13 protein-coding genes are annotated in these 15,777 nt (G+C 41.3%); 8 read left to right on the top strand and 5 right to left on the bottom strand.

The window, feature by feature from the left end:
* Window positions 1–8: 8 nt before the first annotated feature.
* Genes dnaX through recR form a run of 4 tightly spaced genes read left to right on the top strand, consistent with a single transcriptional unit; the run spans window position 9 to window position 2,623 of the window.
* Window positions 9–1,214 (top strand): DNA polymerase III subunit gamma/tau, encoded by a 1,206-nt coding sequence (dnaX, locus tag EXM22_RS14135; protein WP_149487144.1) that lies wholly within the window; start codon window positions 9–11, stop codon window positions 1,212–1,214.
* Window positions 1,183–1,716, top strand: coding sequence for a hypothetical protein (locus EXM22_RS14130; RefSeq protein ID WP_149487143.1), 534 nt, complete (start codon window positions 1,183–1,185; stop codon window positions 1,714–1,716). Before dnaX ends, EXM22_RS14130 begins: the two co-directional genes overlap by 32 nt.
* Entirely contained in the window at window positions 1,713–2,033 is a 321-nt protein-coding gene (locus EXM22_RS14125; RefSeq protein ID WP_149487142.1) for a YbaB/EbfC family nucleoid-associated protein, read from the top strand. Before EXM22_RS14130 ends, EXM22_RS14125 begins: the two co-directional genes overlap by 4 nt.
* Window positions 2,034–2,035: 2 nt before the next feature.
* Window positions 2,036–2,623 carry a recombination mediator RecR gene (recR, locus tag EXM22_RS14120; RefSeq protein ID WP_149487141.1) on the top strand — a complete coding sequence of 196 codons (588 nt, stop codon included), beginning with the start codon at window positions 2,036–2,038 and terminating at the stop codon, window positions 2,621–2,623.
* A gap of 46 nt (window positions 2,624–2,669) precedes the next feature.
* On the opposite strand, the gene EXM22_RS14115 is transcribed toward recR, so the two are convergent.
* A complete protein-coding gene (locus tag EXM22_RS14115) occupies window positions 2,670–4,094 on the bottom strand; it encodes an MGH1-like glycoside hydrolase domain-containing protein (RefSeq protein ID WP_149487140.1) in 1,425 nt (474 codons plus the stop codon).
* Window positions 4,095–4,278: 184 nt separating this feature from the next.
* Between EXM22_RS14115 and EXM22_RS14110 the strand changes: the two genes are divergently transcribed.
* Both EXM22_RS14110 and thyX read left to right on the top strand, forming a co-directional pair.
* Window positions 4,279–4,899, top strand: coding sequence for a YigZ family protein (locus EXM22_RS14110; RefSeq protein WP_149487139.1), 621 nt, complete (start codon window positions 4,279–4,281; stop codon window positions 4,897–4,899).
* A gap of 35 nt (window positions 4,900–4,934) precedes the next feature.
* A complete protein-coding gene (gene thyX / locus EXM22_RS14105; protein ID WP_149487138.1) occupies window positions 4,935–5,771 on the top strand; it encodes an FAD-dependent thymidylate synthase in 837 nt (278 codons plus the stop codon).
* A gap of 31 nt (window positions 5,772–5,802) precedes the next feature.
* Here the strand turns inward: thyX and EXM22_RS18250 are convergent, their stop codons facing one another.
* Window positions 5,803–8,655: a tetratricopeptide repeat protein gene (locus EXM22_RS18250; protein ID WP_168203519.1), complete on the bottom strand. Its 2,853-nt coding sequence runs from the start codon at window positions 8,653–8,655 to the stop codon at window positions 5,803–5,805.
* 10 nt (window positions 8,656–8,665) lie between these two features.
* The gene (locus tag EXM22_RS14080) at window positions 8,666–10,150 is read right to left on the bottom strand and encodes a LamG-like jellyroll fold domain-containing protein (protein WP_149487137.1); all 1,485 of its coding nucleotides are present in this window, start codon (window positions 10,148–10,150) and stop codon (window positions 8,666–8,668) included.
* Window positions 10,151–10,178: 28 nt separating this feature from the next.
* Between EXM22_RS14080 and uvrC the strand changes: the two genes are divergently transcribed.
* A complete protein-coding gene (uvrC, locus tag EXM22_RS14075; RefSeq protein ID WP_246157024.1) occupies window positions 10,179–11,996 on the top strand; it encodes an excinuclease ABC subunit UvrC in 1,818 nt (605 codons plus the stop codon).
* Here the strand turns inward: uvrC and EXM22_RS14070 are convergent.
* Window positions 11,929–13,044, bottom strand: a complete 1,116-nt coding sequence (locus tag EXM22_RS14070; RefSeq protein ID WP_149487135.1) for a metallophosphoesterase — start codon at window positions 13,042–13,044, stop codon at window positions 11,929–11,931. The genes uvrC and EXM22_RS14070 overlap by 68 nt on opposite strands.
* A gap of 81 nt (window positions 13,045–13,125) precedes the next feature.
* On the opposite strand from EXM22_RS14070, the gene EXM22_RS14065 reads away from it, so the two are divergent.
* Window positions 13,126–14,982 carry a B12-binding domain-containing radical SAM protein gene (locus EXM22_RS14065; protein WP_149487134.1) on the top strand — a complete coding sequence of 619 codons (1,857 nt, stop codon included), beginning with the start codon at window positions 13,126–13,128 and terminating at the stop codon, window positions 14,980–14,982.
* On the opposite strand, the gene EXM22_RS14060 is transcribed toward EXM22_RS14065, so the two are convergent.
* On the bottom strand, window positions 14,983–15,711 hold the full coding sequence (locus EXM22_RS14060) for a metallophosphoesterase family protein (RefSeq protein WP_168203518.1): 729 nt from the start codon (window positions 15,709–15,711) through the stop codon (window positions 14,983–14,985).
* Window positions 15,712–15,777: the final 66 nt, after the last annotated feature.

Genomic DNA, 15,777 nt, shown 5'->3' with positions numbered 1-15,777 from the left:
AAAAGACTATGGAATTTGAAGTAACTGCCTCACGGAAACGACCTCAGTCTCTGGTGGAACTCTCCGGCCAGGATTTTGTTGTAGCGACTCTTAAAAACTCAATTGAAAATAATAGGATAGCTCATGCGTATCTGTTTTCAGGACCTAGAGGGGTAGGAAAAACTTCTTCGGCCCGAATCTTAGCCCGTTCTCTCAATTGTGAAAGGGGAGCTTCTATCACTCCTTGTGGTGTCTGTTCCAATTGCAAAGAAATAGCCCGTGGAAATTCCATGGATGTCATCGAAATTGATGGGGCCTCCAACACAGGTGTAAATGACATCCGTGAAATCAAGGATGAAGTTCTCTTTGGTCCAGGGAGCTCACGATATAAGATTTATATCATTGATGAGGTGCATATGCTTTCCAACAGTGCTTTTAATGCACTGTTAAAGACAATAGAGGAACCACCTCCATATATCATCTTCATATTTGCGACGACTGAAATTCATAAAGTGCCGGCCACAATCCGCTCACGGTGTCAGCAGTTTAATTTCAGGCTGGTAGAGGTGAGTGAGATTAAAAGACTCCTGGCAGCGGTCTGTGATGAAATTGCGGTCAAATTTGATGAGGATGCCCTCTTTTGGATTGCCCGGGAAGCAACCGGTTCCGTTCGCGACGCCTATACTCTCTTTGATCAGATAGTCTCTTTTTCAGATGGTCACATTACCTTAGATAAAATCAGAGAAAAACTTGGTCTTATTGGAATGGACCAATTGAACAATCTTATCACTCTGTTAGTGGAGGAAAAGACTGAGGAATCTATGGATCTTTTAGATACGATCCTTTCCGGTGGAGTTTCTGTTGAGCAATTCATCATAGACCTGGCAGAGTATTTGAGAAATGTTCTGTTCATATTTCATGGTGTTAAAAAAGAATCTCTACTGGGTTATACGGCAGATCGCTTTTCCAGCATTGTATTTGAACTTTTGAATTCACGACAGATTGAATGGGCTCTGGAAGAAGTGATCAAGCTTTTCAGGGATATTCGATATTCTCTGAATCCACGATTTGAACTTGAGTTGTTGGTGAGCCGTTTGTCTTCAATCCGGTACCATATTGATCCTAAGGCCCTCCTTGAAGAACTGGGACGCATGAAGGATCAACTTGAAAATTCATCTTCCGTTCATATTCATCCTCCACAGGATGAGGCTAAAAAAAAAATTAAAACAGCCTGAGGCGGGTCTCACAGATGCGTTCAACAAGAAGTTGCAGAGCCGTAAAGAGTCTTCTCATTCTGTTCTCAGCTCCGGTCCCTCAGCTGATTCAATACCCGTAGAAACAGAGCCTATTTCTGTTCCTCCTAAGGCAGAACCTACCACAACTTTGGAAACATCAACGAAATCGATTCCTTCTCTTGAGGAAATGAAAAAAGAGATTCTCAAGGCTCTCAGACAAGACCGTCACTCTCTCGCTGCGGCAATGGAAAAATCCAGGCATTGGAATTTTGAGAATCCAAACCTGTCTCTCAGTTTTGATAGCCCCTTTGAAAGCACATTCATTGAGAAGGAAAGCAGGGAAATAGAAAATATTATAAAAGAACAGCTTGGTTGGGAAGTGAGTTTAAAAACGGTTATCAATCAATCTGAAGATTTGTCAGTAGATGAAGAGATAGAAGAGCAGGTTGAACTTGTTCGGAATATATTCCGTGGAACGATTATTAACAGGAGTTCGGTATGAGTTTTAATCCAATGGATATGATGAAAAATTTGCAGGAGATGCAAGGCAAAATGGGAGAAGTTCAGGAGAAGCTGAAAACCATTGAAGCAGAAGGCAGTTCCGGCGGTGGACTTGTAAAAGTCAGGATCAATGGACAGATGGAAATTACGGGGCTTACCATAGATCCTATTGCTGTTGATCCCCGGGATGTGAAGATGTTGGAAGAGTTGATTGTTTCCTCATGTTCTGCAGCCACGATCAAAATCAAAGAAAAAATTAGAGAAGAAGTCTCTGAACTTTCCGGTATGCCCCTGCCTCCGGGTTTTCCAGGGATCTGAGTATGAACACCCTTGAGAATCTAATAGTCCTTTTGTCCAGACTTCCAGGTATCGGGAAGAAAAGTGCTTCTCGTATGGCTTACTCACTCCTTAAAGGGGAGGAATCTTACAACAGAGTTCTGGGACAGTCCATTGCAGAATTGAAAGAAAAAATTCACAAATGCAGCCAATGTGGAAATTATACCGAAGAGGAATTATGCAGCATTTGCAGTTCAAAAGACAGGGATGAATTGACTCTTTGCGTTGTTGAAGAATCACAGGATATTATGATGATAGAGAGCACAGGAGACTATAAGGGCCTCTACTTTGTCCTCCACGGTGTTCTCTCCCCCTTAGACGGCATAGGGCCCACAGAGCTTGGATTTGATCGCCTCCTGGACAGGATTAACACTCTGGGAGTCAAAGAGTTGATATTGGCAACAAATCCGACTCTGGAAGGTGATTCAACAGCTCTTTATATAAAACATCTTCTGGAAGGCAAAGAGATCGAAATTTCCAGAATTGCATCTGGTCTACCTGTAGGAGGCGATATGGAATATGCTGATAAGATGAGTATTTCCAGGGCCTTAAAAGGAAGGATGAACTACTAAAAAAAACCTGATCCACTAGGAATCAGGCTTTTCAAATACATTTCAATTATAGTTTGTCTATGAGCATTGAGCATTTCCCGGAAGGAATTGGAAGTGTTTTCTTCTTCTCTCCCAAAATATCAATTGTAAAGTAATACAATTTTTCAGACTCAAGTCTAATTTCCCATCCACGACCACTCTTGTTGCTCAAAATGGTAATCATATTCCGTTTCAATGATAAGTCTTCTATTCCCATGAGTTCCAGAGTCGGTACTATCCAGTCGACCGTTTTACGGGGAAGACTGATATAGAGTCCAACAATGTTTTCTATCATAAGGGTTATTGTTGATAGGGCTGCATAGGTCAAGAAGAGCTGTTTATTTTCCTGATTCTCATCCTTCCAGATGGCAGGGCCTTCACTTATTGGTGAATACGCTTCCCAAAGAGTTCCTTTTTTGTTGCCGTCAGGATGAAATGTATCAAGGATATAGTACATATGACGGATAGAGCACTCTCTGGCAAAATCATATCGCCCGTATTTTTCAAGACCTTTGATGATCATGAAGGTAAGAAAGGGATATACGGAACCGCAGAATCCATTACCTTTCTTATCAAAATCCGGTTCACTGACTGCAAGAGAAGGAAAGGGATTATCTGTACCAAAAGAATCAGGATCCTTGAGATTTTCAATTAATCCTTCCGCCCGGGCTTCATTTGGTATTTCAGCCAGGAGAGGCCAAAAAGAGGCTGCGGTCTTAACCTGTACCTGTTCGAGATCCTCATCTAAATCGTAATATAGATTATCATCCTGATTCCACATCAGGGTATTGATTCTGGTTTTTAGTGAAAAATACTGTTTCTTATATTTGAAGCTGAGTTCTTTATCGTTCAGAATATCACCCAAAGCAGACATGTAAAGAGAGTTCAGTGCCTGTTGAGAATTGAAGTCCACGGCGAATTTCATTTTAGATCGAGGAGAATTGGTCATTTTCGTCGCTTCGAGAGGAACCTCATAAAGACCGGAATCCTGATCCTTAAATGTCTCATCCAACCAGGTATAATATCGTTCAAGATGGGGCATTATCTCTTTAATTCTCTTTTTCTGGCCTACTTTATGATAGAGGTTATATTCCACCCATGCCAAAAGGGGTGGTGAGGCTCCTTCTGGGTTACCCTCAGTAAAAACAGGTTCAGATGTTTCTACACTGTAATTGGACCGGATGGCTCCATTTTCTTCCTGTAACAAGTAAAAGTTATCAAGCATGGGAGCCACAGGGTATTTCATATTGTAATACACTAGGAAAAAGGTGGACATACAGGTTTCAAAAAGGTCCACACTTGTGTTCTCCTTATGGTTGAAGAAACTGTTTTTTAGTCTATTTTCAGAATCTCCTTTAAACCAGTTATCCTGTATCCACGCCCATGACCGGTTGTAAATATCTACAAAGTCCTGATCATAATAGTGTACTTTAGGAAAATCTTTTTTTATCACTATCGCTCCTCAGCAGCTGCATAAATTAAAAATCAATATTGTGAATTTCGTATAATACAATAAATTCATCATTTACACAATGTTCAGGGGACAGAAATTGAGCCGCTAAAGGATGTGGTAAAGCATGAATTTGACTTTATTTACTATAGGAAATTATAGTACATTTTTATAAAACAGGAAAAAAATGTTAAAAAAAATTATTATCCCCTCAGAAATAGCAGAAACAGAGTTTACAGTTCAGAAATCAAAATTCATTAGCCTGGTATATCCCGTTCAAGATGAGCAGGAGGTTCGAGGACATTTGAAACGGTTGAGACAGGAGTATCCGGGAGCGACACATGTTGTCTGGGCTTCTGTTTTAGGAGATTTGGGAACTCTCTACGGGTTGAGTGATGATGGTGAACCCCATGGAACGGCTGGACGTCCAGTGTTGGAAGTTTTAAAGGGCAGTGGGATTACGTATATCGCTCTATTTGTTATCAGATACTTCGGAGGAACAAAACTGGGAACAGGGGGACTGGTCAGTGCATATACCCAGGCTGCAAAAAATGTTCTAGATGGGCTAAAGACAGAAGAGAAGCTGAATTATTCAAATGTTTCACTTCTGTGCAGTTATGGTCAATTTGAAAGTATTAAGGCAATCCTTCTGGACGTAGAAGCAAAAGATATTCGTGAAGAATTTTCAGAAAACGTTGTAATGATGTGTCTGGTTCCCGAAAAAAATGTCGACAACTGTCGGGATCTTATCCAGGAATATTCTAGCGGAAGAGTGGATCTTGTTGTACAGGATTGCGATAGCAATTAAAATACAGCTCAATAAATCGGATTGAAGGAGATATCATGGGTCATAGCAGTATTCCCGAAGCAGAGGCTGTTCTGGATAAGGAGTTTCCCGTACTGGATAAAGGATTTGTTCGTCTCGTTGATTATATGGGCAGTGATGATAGGATTGTTCAATCGGCGAGAGTCTCCTATGGTAGTGGAACAAAGTCATTCAGGGAAGACAAAGGGCTGATCAACTATCTTCTCAGGAATGAGCATACATCCCCTTTTGAGCAGGTTGTTTTTACTTTTCATACCAAGATGCCCATATTTGTTGCCCGTCAGTGGGTCAGGCATAGAACGGCCCGAGTCAATGAGATCTCCGGACGATACAGTGTTATGAAAAATGAATTTTATGTTCCTGACCCAGAGGATATAGCATTTCAAAGTCAGGATAACAAACAGGGACGTTCCACCGATGAAATTCCATCGGAATTAAAAGAGAGAGTCAGAACTCTCCTGGAAGATGAACAGAAACAGGTCTATGATAACTATAGTGCTTTGCTTGATGAAAATGTTGCACGTGAGCTTGCCAGGATAAACCTGCCTTTAAGCCTTTATACAGAATGGTACTGGCAGATGGATCTTAAAAATATGTTTCATTTCCTGAAATTGAGAATGGATGCCCATGCTCAGATGGAAATACGAGTTTATGCCGAAGAAATTCACAGACTCGTATCCCTTGTTTGTCCAATCGCCATGGAAGCTTTCGATAATCATATTCGGGGATCTGTCAGATTCTCCGCATCAGAACTGGACGCTTTGAGTCTTGTCATGAATGGAGAGGAAAATCCTCTGACCGGTAAAGACCTGGAACGGTTTGAAGTAAAATTGAAAGATCACAAACAACTTTAATAATGAATCCAGAAGATGGGGGTATACAGAATTAGAGATAAGGTTTTATTTTTGTCATCAGTTCATCCATCTTTTTGGTAAATGCAGAACTGATGAGGTTATCAGGGTGTTCACTGGTCAGATTTCTAAAGGCTGACAGAGATTTTTTCATCCTGGATTCACTTATCTGGAAGTCCAGGCGAGTTTCGTTTCTTCTGTCGTAACTTGAAACCTTATCCTTGAAATGTTTGCCTCCGGAAAGCCTTTTGACCACAGAAGCCATCTTGAGGGGGATTGCCTTGTCTATCAGAACCTGTCTTTTATCTTCTGGTAGATCATGGGAGAGAGTGAACAAATAATTCATCATTCCCGCTATATCCAACTGGGGTTCAAATTGCTCCCTTTCCTCCAGAGGGTTTCTACCCTGGGGTTTGGGGGGCTGCTTTGCTGGAGCCGGAGGATTTTCTTTCAGAGGCTTCTCATCTAAAGGCTCTTCATCTAAAGGCTCTTCATCTAAAGGCTCCTCATCTAAAGGCTCCTCATCTAAAGGCTCCTCATCTAAAGGCTCCTCATCTAAAGGCTCCTCATCTAAAGGCTCCTCATCTAAAGGCTCCTCATCTAAAGGCTCCTCATCTAAAGGCTCCTCATCTAAAGGCTCCTCATCTAAAGGCTCCTCATCTAAAGGCTCCTCATCTAAAGGCTCCTCATCTAAAGGCTCCTCATCTAAAGGCTCCTCATCTAAAGGCTCCTCATCTAAAGGCTCCTCATCTAAAGGCTCCTCATCTAAAGGCTCCTCATCTAAAGGCTCCTCATCTAAAGGCTCCTCATCTAAAGGCTCCTCATCTAAAGGCTCCTCATCTAAAGGCTCCTCATCTAAAGGCTCCTCATCTAAAGGCTCCTCATCTAAAGGCTCCTCATCCAAAGGCTCCTCATCTAAAGGCTCCTCATCTAAAGGCTCCTCATCCAAAGGCTCCTCATCCAAAGGCTCCTCATCCAAAGGCTCTGATGGGGCAGGAAAAGGCATATTCATTGGATATGGTTCTCCCAAAAAGGGCGGTGTACCAAAGGAAGGATCAGATGTACCGTGGGGGTATGCCTCTTTTACATCTTCTTCTTCCTGAGGAATCATGTCTTCCTCCATCATCTCTGTATAGATCTCGGAAAGGTCCTCATTATCCTCTTCTAAGAATAATGTATCCTCTTCTTCGTTGATTCTGATCACCGGTTCCATGGCATTGATATCCAGGAGACTGACGGCATCCTCCTCCTCTAGAGGTATGGTTGCGGGTCTTGGTCCAGTTGTATAGCTGGAATTATCATCTTGATGGAGATCCCGTATGGTTATCTGCCTCATCTTATCCAGATTGTTGTGCCAATTTTCAGATCCCTCATGAAAAGATGAGACTGTTTTTTCATAAAGATCCAGGGTTTTTGCAAGGTTGTTAATATCTTCCATGTCAGAAGATGATCCCTGGAGATTTACGAGTGATTCCAGTTTTTCAACGGCTTTTTCTCTTTTCCCAGAATGAAAATATGCCTCTGCCATATCCGTTAGTGTTTTGGGATCCATTGTCAAATCAGAATCATCTTCAAGCTGGTCATAAAGAGTCGAGGCTTCTTCCTGAGAACCTGTCTTCTGAAGAATCCTTGCTTTAATCCTAAGTGCTTTTTTATCATCTGGTGTTTCTTCCAGATAATCATTTATATACTTGAGTGCCTCTTCATACCGTTCACCTTTCAGATAGGTTTCAGAGAGGGTCAATAAAATCGATTTGTCACTGGGGTCAAGCTTGAATATTTCAACAATACAGGACCTCACAAGATCGGGTCTCTGTTCAATTGCATAGAGTTCGGCAAGTGATCTGTAGGCTTCAAGATTGTCAGGCTGCCTATCCAGAACATGGTTGTATACTTTTTCTGCCTCTTTATACCTTTCCTGCTTTGTTAAGATTGATCCTATTTGAAGGCGGATGTTCATATCCTCTGGGTGATAATTAGCCTGTTTATTCAGTTCCTCCAGGGCCTCCTGAAGAGCATTTTCTTTTAGATAGAGTTGTTTCAAGTTCAGGGTTGCCGTCTTGTAGGTTGGATCCTTGGCCAATGCCCTTTTAAAATACTGTCTAGCCTTATCATCTTCGCCCTTTTTAGCATGAATTGTACCCATACTGTTGATGGCTCTGATATTTTCTGGTTCTTTATTTAAAAGTTGTGAGAATTTTTTTTCAGCTTCCTCAAGATTTCCCTGGCTTTGAAGAACTTCTCCAAGATTCCCGAGACTGGGTGTCCAGCCAGGACGAAATTTAAGGGACTCCTCGTATTGAGTTTTGGCTTTGTCCAGGTGGCCTCTATCCTGATAGGTTATACCGAGATTGTAGTGAAGAGTGGCATTATTTCTGTCCATTGATAGACCCTGCTGATATATCTCTTCCGCTTTCTCATATTCTTCATTCTGCTCAAAGATGGTTCCCAAATTATTGTAAGCTTTTATATAAGCCGGATCTTGTTCTATTGATTTTTTATACCAAATTTCCGCGTCGATTATTTTCCCATTTTTTTTGAATAGATTTCCCAGATTATAGCTAATATCCGGTCGATCGGGGGCTAGTTCTGCGGCCTGAAGAAAAGCAGTTTCAGCCTTATCAAAATCTCCTTTATTCTTATAGGCAACACCAAGATTATTGTAGGCTTCAGGGTTTTCAGGAGCCATATGAATGGCTTCTCTGTAGTTTTCAATCGCTTTATCCGAATCTTTCAGGGCCTCATAGATATTTCCTGAAAGAATGTAGAGCAGAGGATTCCCTCCCTGTTCCTTTAGAAGTGAATCTGTCATTTTTCTGGACATTTCGTAATCTTCAAGAAGATAGGCAGAAACAGCCTGGTTATATTTATTCTGATAATTACTCATTCACAGTCCTTCAAGGGCGAATCGAAATTTCTTTGGAAAAATCACTATAACGCTGATTTCCTGTTCCGGTATAGGATTTGATAGCAAAAAAATACTGTTTAAAAGGAGAAAGTCCATCAACAAGAGTATAATTCTCTTTTTCAATTTTTAAAGGGCTGCCGGGATAAATATACTCTCCTGGTTTTTCCCCAAAAAAAATGAGGTATCCTTCCACTTCCGGAGTGGCAGAGGGGCTCCACTCCAACCTCAAACCACCGGAAACGTCTTTTGTTGCCGTGATATATGCAGGTGGTAGTGGAGGCAATGATGGAGTGTAGTCTATTTCTAAGAAAGAGAGGCCTGGAGAAATATCACTCTTCATGTCGGGGAATAATAAAAAAGAAAGAATGAGATAACGTCCATTGCTTTTTTCATCAATATCGCTGAAAGGTCTCCATTGGCTGTTTTCGGAAAGAATCGTTTTTTCGCCTTTGAAGGATTTTACGAGATTTTCCGCTTCAAGGAGGCTATTGGTAATTTGATAGTAAGGAAAAACAGCCGAATCTCCAGGACTGGATTCTATTGAATTCAGCGAGTTTAGTCTTGAGTCGGAAAACTCGAGGTCTATGACTGAACTGACGCCAAACCCCGAAAGGTCATAACGGTTGGTGGATCTGTTTTCGTTAAATATCTTCTCTATTCTGAATTCGTCCATGAAACCGGTAAATCCGGAACCAATGATGACCTCTCCTGGTGCTTCTCCAATTCTGGGAGTAAAGACTGTATTGGATTCATTTCCAGTGTCCGTTGTATAGATGATTGCCGATGGTTCCCCATTAATCAAATATTCAAGCATACCGGTCTTACTGTCATATCGAAGCATATGATGATTCCATTGACGAGGAAGAACCGGATCTCCAGATATTTCATAATGAGATTCAGGACTGTCTGGTAGTTGAAAAATATTTTTAAAACTCCAGACGAGCTTTCGATTGATGAAATGACATAGAATCTCTTGAGAATATATGTCATTCCCTTCTCTACCGAGTCCTTTCCATTGAAGGATTTCTTCTCCTTCTCTCGGATTGGCTGGATAAAGCCAAAATTCTATGGAAAAATCTTCCCAATTGCTGAAAGGTGCAAATAGAGCTTCATCCTTTACGGCCTTTAAAACCAGGCTGCTGTCTCTGTCAAAGGTCGCTGCACCTGATCCCGATTTAAAATATCGGTCGCTGTATTCTGGATTTTCTAAAATGATATAATTACCGCTGTGGTCAAGGCTTTCATCTTTGTTGAAAGGGAGAAGAATATCCGTGATTTCATCATCTGAGCTTAATTCACTCCGCCGAAGGACCAAGTCCTGAAACCCAGCTCTTCCAGGAGTCGTCTTGAGATTATTTAATACGGTTCCTTCCCAGTTGTCTTCCGCACCGAGTATCCTCGTTTCTGCAATTAAGTCAGCACTAATAAAGAGAGTTTGTATAATCAGTAGATAGAGTGTAGATTTTATTTTCATGGCACTATAAAAGTATTATCGGATGATTATGGAAAGGAATAAAGAAAGAGTCGAGTCTCTTCAGAATCAAATACGCAAATTCCCCCTCCAGCCAGGGGTCTATCTTATGAAAGATGATCGTAAAAAGATCATTTATATCGGAAAAGCTGTAAATCTCAGAAATCGGGTTCGTTCCTATTTTTCGGGTGAAAAAGATATTAAAACAAAAACTCTGGTCCGTCAGATTGATTCAATAGACCATATTGTGACTAAGAGCGAATATGAAGCCCTGCTGCTGGAAAACAACCTCATTAAGAAATGGAATCCCCGATATAACATCAATCTTAAGGATGGCAAAACATATCCTGTTATAAGGATTACAGCTGAAGATTTTCCTAGAGTTTTCAGAACCAGGGCCATCGTAAATGATAAATCACAATATTACGGACCCTATCCCGATGTTAAGGTTTTGGATGAAACTCTTACGTTGATCAAGAAAATCCTCCCCTTGAGACGGTGCAGAACGTTAAAAAAACGGGATAGTCCTTGCCTGTACTACCATATGGGAAAATGTTCCGCGCCCTGTACTGGATTCATCAGCAAAGAAGATTACAGAATCCTCGTCAACAAGGCCCGTTCCATATTGAGTGGAAGAACTTCTGGGCTTGAAAAAGAGTTGATGAAAGAGATTAAAGTCCTCTCAGAATCTCTCGAATATGAGAAAGCAGCAGAAATCCGGGATATTTTAATTGCTTTAAATAAACTTCAAACCGAGCAGAAGGTTGAAGATTTTGAAGAAGAAAGTCGGGATTATATTGGAGTCGATACGTCGGGGAATTATTATTCCTTTGCTGTGATACAAATGAGGAAAGGGAAACTCCTGGGAAAAGAGTCCTACAGGAGTGAATACTATGGAACTCAGGAGGAGGCCATACAGGAATTCCTTCTTCTTTATTATGGGTCTCCTGATAAGGATTTTCCCGCACAGGCCTTTATCTCCCTCAAAGAAAGAAGCCTTATTCAGGATTATCTTAGACAGGAAGTGAAAGGGGCTGAATCGATGACTCTCAGTTTTCCCCGCTCAAAAAGAGATCAGGCTGTATTGAATATGGCAACAGAAAATGCCCGTATGGACCTGGCTAGAAAATTACAAGACCTGGGAAATATTCCAGCCTTGGAAGATCTTCAGAATGTTTTGAATCTTAAGAAATTGCCCCGCAGGATAGAAGGATTCGACATTGCACAGCTTGATGGGCATTTTACTGTTGCTTCATTAATTTCCTTTAAGGATGGAAATCCTGATAGAAAAAATTACAGGCATTATAATATTCGGTCTCTACATGGGGGGATTGATGATTTTAAAGCCATCAGCGAAGCCGTGGCAAGGCGATATTCCCGACTGATGAATGAGAAAAAGGAAATGCCTGACCTTATACTGATTGATGGAGGAAAGGGGCAGGTCAGTTCGGCTGTTTCTGTTTTGGACGCTTTAGGGCTCTCCATCCCTCTTATTGGGCTTGCGAAGAAAGAAGAACTCATTTACATGCCGGGTCAGAAGGAACCTATAGATCTGCCTGAAGGAGACCGCGGTCTGAGAGTCCTACAGCATGTGCGGGATGAAACACACCGATTTGCCACTTCTCATAATCAGAAACTACGAAAAAAACAGCTCTCTTTGAGTTCTCTCGAAAATATTCCGGGAATAGGTCCGGCCAGGAGCAGAAAGCTACTGACGACATTCGGATCCATGGAAAATCTATATGCAGCCAAGGCTGAAGAGATTTCCAGGACAGCCGGGATCAGTTCGGAAGCGGCTGAAATGATAAAGCAGTATCTGTCACGGAAGGAAAAGGCTGAGGACCAGTAAAGCGGATTTTATCCTGTATATAACATAACTTTTCACTATTCAGAACGACTTTTCTAAGGGATGTTCCCTGGAGCTCCGTTTGTTTATAGCCGTAAAAATTCTGATATTGGCTCATCTTGTTTGAATCGTACCAGTAGACCAATTTGATTTTATCTTTGTCTAATTCTATGGCGGTTATGCCTCTTTTTCCTATGGTACAACCAGAGTTGAAAAGACAGGGTTGCAACCCTTCAGAACTGTAAAGCTCGCTGATATGAAGTTCGGGATTGTTTTTTAAGAGAGACAATTCTTTTTGAACATTCTTGATCTCATGAACAATCGTCGGTTTTTCAAAATCGACACATTTTCTGTAGCTGCGGATAAGAGAATCCAATCGGTACCTGAGAGAGTCTGCCTTAGACATGGATTCAAATAAGGGCCTGTGAGTATGTCCTATGATTGATATGATCCCTTCCCGGGAAGAGGCCTCGTAGGCTCTTAGTTCTGTTTTTAGTTTTTTGCGGCTTGTTGGTGATTTTGAATGGTTCATAATTCCAAGAGGATAGGCCAAGTATTGGAGAGTGAAACGACAGAGCTTGTCAAATCTCATCAATAGATCTGAAAACTGATGGCCGTGATATATGAGAATCGAACCGTTTCCAGTTTTTAGTTCCAGAGATTCCGAAATAGGATAGGGGAAGTTTGCAGTCATATCTTTAAGAAAAAGATCGTGATTTCCTAAAATTTTAGTGAAACGATTTTCCTTGTAAAAATCTTCAAATAAGTTGTAGTGGGATGCCCATTTCTCCCGGATTTGGCTGTATTTGAACTTTTGAAGTTCTTCAATATCCCCATTCAAAACCAAATGATAGTTTCCTGGGTAATAATACCCACTGAGTATGCTGTAGAGGGATTGGGCATTCCGGCGGAAATCATCTCTGGAGCCTCCATTTCCCATATGCAAATCGCTGAAAATAATTATTTTTTTATCTTTTAGCGGGAGAGTTACTGCGTTTTCCCTTGTTTCCTGAAGAATCGTCAACCAGGGATTTATCTGAAATTGATCCATATAGAGAATATTGAATGTGAACTTGCTGGATTGTGTAAGAAAAGTGTTAAAAAATTATTTAATTCTGATATTTAAAAAAAAATGGAAGTACTGTTTCATGAGAGTTTTACATATGTCCGTGGCCATATGTATCTGATACAATACTTGGATATGAAACTCATTCTGGCGACCATACATCTGGAAGAATCCACAAGGGCTGTTCCTCTGGCAGCAGCCTGCCTGAAGGCGGAAGTGAAAAATCATGAAGTCCTTCTTAAAAATTATACTCTGAATCAGAGTGCGGATGAGATATGCAGAGATCTTCTCAAAGAAAATCCTGAAGTTCTGGGGTTTCCTGTGTATCTCTGGAACAGGGCTTTAGTTCTTTCAGTCATAAACCTTATCAGGACATTTGCTCCAGACCTGCCGCTTTTGGCAGGAGGACCTGAGGTTACAGCCGCGCCTAAGGCTTTCTTAAAAGAGAGTAAGATTTGTGCGGCTATGCAGGGAGAAGGAGAAGTCTTGATTAATCCGATACTGGATGCCCTTTCCATGGGTCATGACTTGCCTGAAATCCCAGGGGTCTGGACATCCACCTATACTCCGTCTTCACCAGGCTATTGTCCTGATATCAATTTACTGAAGTCTCCATTGCTATCGGGGGCTCTGAATCTTTCAGAAAACAAGGGCTTGCTCTGGGAGCTCTCTAGGGGTTGTCCCTTTGCTTGTGAATTCTGTTTTGAATCCAAAGGCAATGGCAAGGTCAGGTATTTCAGTCTCGAAAGAATCAGAAAAGAACTTGAAATCATTAGAGATCACAGAATTGAGCAGGTCTTTGTCCTAGACCCCACCTTCAATGTGAATAAGGCGAGAGTCCTTACTATTCTGGATATGATCCGTACAATCACTCCCGGGACATATTATTACTTTGAAATCAGATCTGAGTTTCTGGATGAGGAAACAGCCAATGCTTTTGCCTCTATACCCTGTACTCTTCAAATTGGCCTTCAAAGCAGTGATCCTTCGGTGTTAAGAGAGATAAACAGGGATTTTAAAGCTGAAGTTTTCAAACAGGAAGTTTCCTTGTTGGGCGATGCGGGAGCCTCTTTCGGACTTGATTTAATCTATGGTCTTCCTGGGGATAGCTTGGAAGGTTTCAGACACTCTCTAAAATATGCGTTATCTCTGGAACCGAATCATTTAGATCTGTTTCCTTTGGCCGTGTTGCCCGGGACAGCCCTTTATGACCGCAGGGACTCACTGCGTCTGATCGCCGATGAAAGTGATCCATATATTGTCAGGGAAAGTCAGACTTTCTCAAAGGACGATCTAGAGATCGCGCGCATCATCAGCCATGATTGTGACCAATTATATAATCAGGGACGGGGAATAAGCTGGTTGAGCAGGGTCTGTTATGACCTAGAGATGGATTCGATTGCTATACTTGAATCCTTTTCTTCTTTTGGTAGAAAGAGTCAAAATAATGATTTGGAAACTCCCCTAAACTTTTTGAAGAGATTGTATCTGGAACAGGGTAAAAAAAATCTGTTTCCTGTGATACAGGATATATTCAGTTATCTTGATCTCTTAGATGATATAGAGCAGAAAGAATCCTCACCGGCCTTGATTGAAGATCTGATTTTGGATGCTGAGAGTCCCCTTTCACTCCATTCCAGTGTGCTATTTCATCAATTTCATATTCCACCGGATCTTGTTTTGGAAGGATTTCCAGCTTCATCGGAAGAGTTAATGGCCGAAGCGGGAGATTATCCGGCCCTTCTTTGGGGACGGAATCATCAGGTCTGTATGGATATTCTTGACTTTGATGAACTGAATACTTTAAAGCTTCTAGGAGATAGAGTTGTCAAATATTCAGATCTTGAAACAAATCTGAATGGGTCTGAAAAGTTTGATTTTATTATGAATGGAATTCAGGAAGGGTATATTTGCAGAGCTTGATCAGACTCCTTTTGCGATCCTGTCTATAAGAAAATCAGAGAACCCTGCTTTTTTCATTTTCTCCTGAGTGACCTCATATTCATAGGGTGTTCTATAAAATGTAAATTCTTTATGTTTTAGATCAAGGATTCCCCAGGCAGCGCGTGGATCCCCGTCCCGTGGCTGTCCTACGCTCCCCGGGTTGATCAGTATTTTCGACTTCTTAAAAGAAATTTTTTGGCCTGTTTCCCCCCGGCAGGAGATTACGTTTGATTTCTCTAGACGATAGTACTCCTGAATGTGTGTATGACCAAAGAGAACGCACTTTTTCCTAGAAATCCGGAAATTTTTGAGAGCATCCATTTCATTCAGTATATAGATTTTAGAAGGACCTTCCGGGCTGGCATGGACCAGTTCAATCCCTTTTTTAATCTGGTAAGCGGGTAGTTCTTTCAGGAGCTTAACCAACTTATCTGAAATAAATGACCTGCTTATGATGAGAGCCTTTCTGGATTCATTTGAAAAATGGTCTCCCTTCATTCGGCCGCAAATATAAAGGTCATGATTACCAGGTATGAATGTGATGGTATGTTGCATGAGAAGGTCGAAACAGGCATCTGGTTGCGGACCATAACCGCAGAGGTCTCCTAAAAACCAAATCTCTTTCCAGTCCAAATCTTTAGCTTCCTTTAGGACAGCTTGAAGGGCTTCGAGGTTTCCGTGAATGTCTGAAAGGACTAATATCTTCAATAATTTTCTTTCCTGCAAAATAAAGTGATAGTCTACTGTTTGTTTTGAACAAATTCGATTATATAA

It is taken from the genome of Oceanispirochaeta crateris (assembly GCF_008329965.1).
Classification (GTDB): Bacteria; Spirochaetota; Spirochaetia; order DSM-2461; family DSM-2461; genus Oceanispirochaeta; species Oceanispirochaeta crateris.
This window is presented reverse-complemented; position numbering and strand designations above follow the sequence as displayed.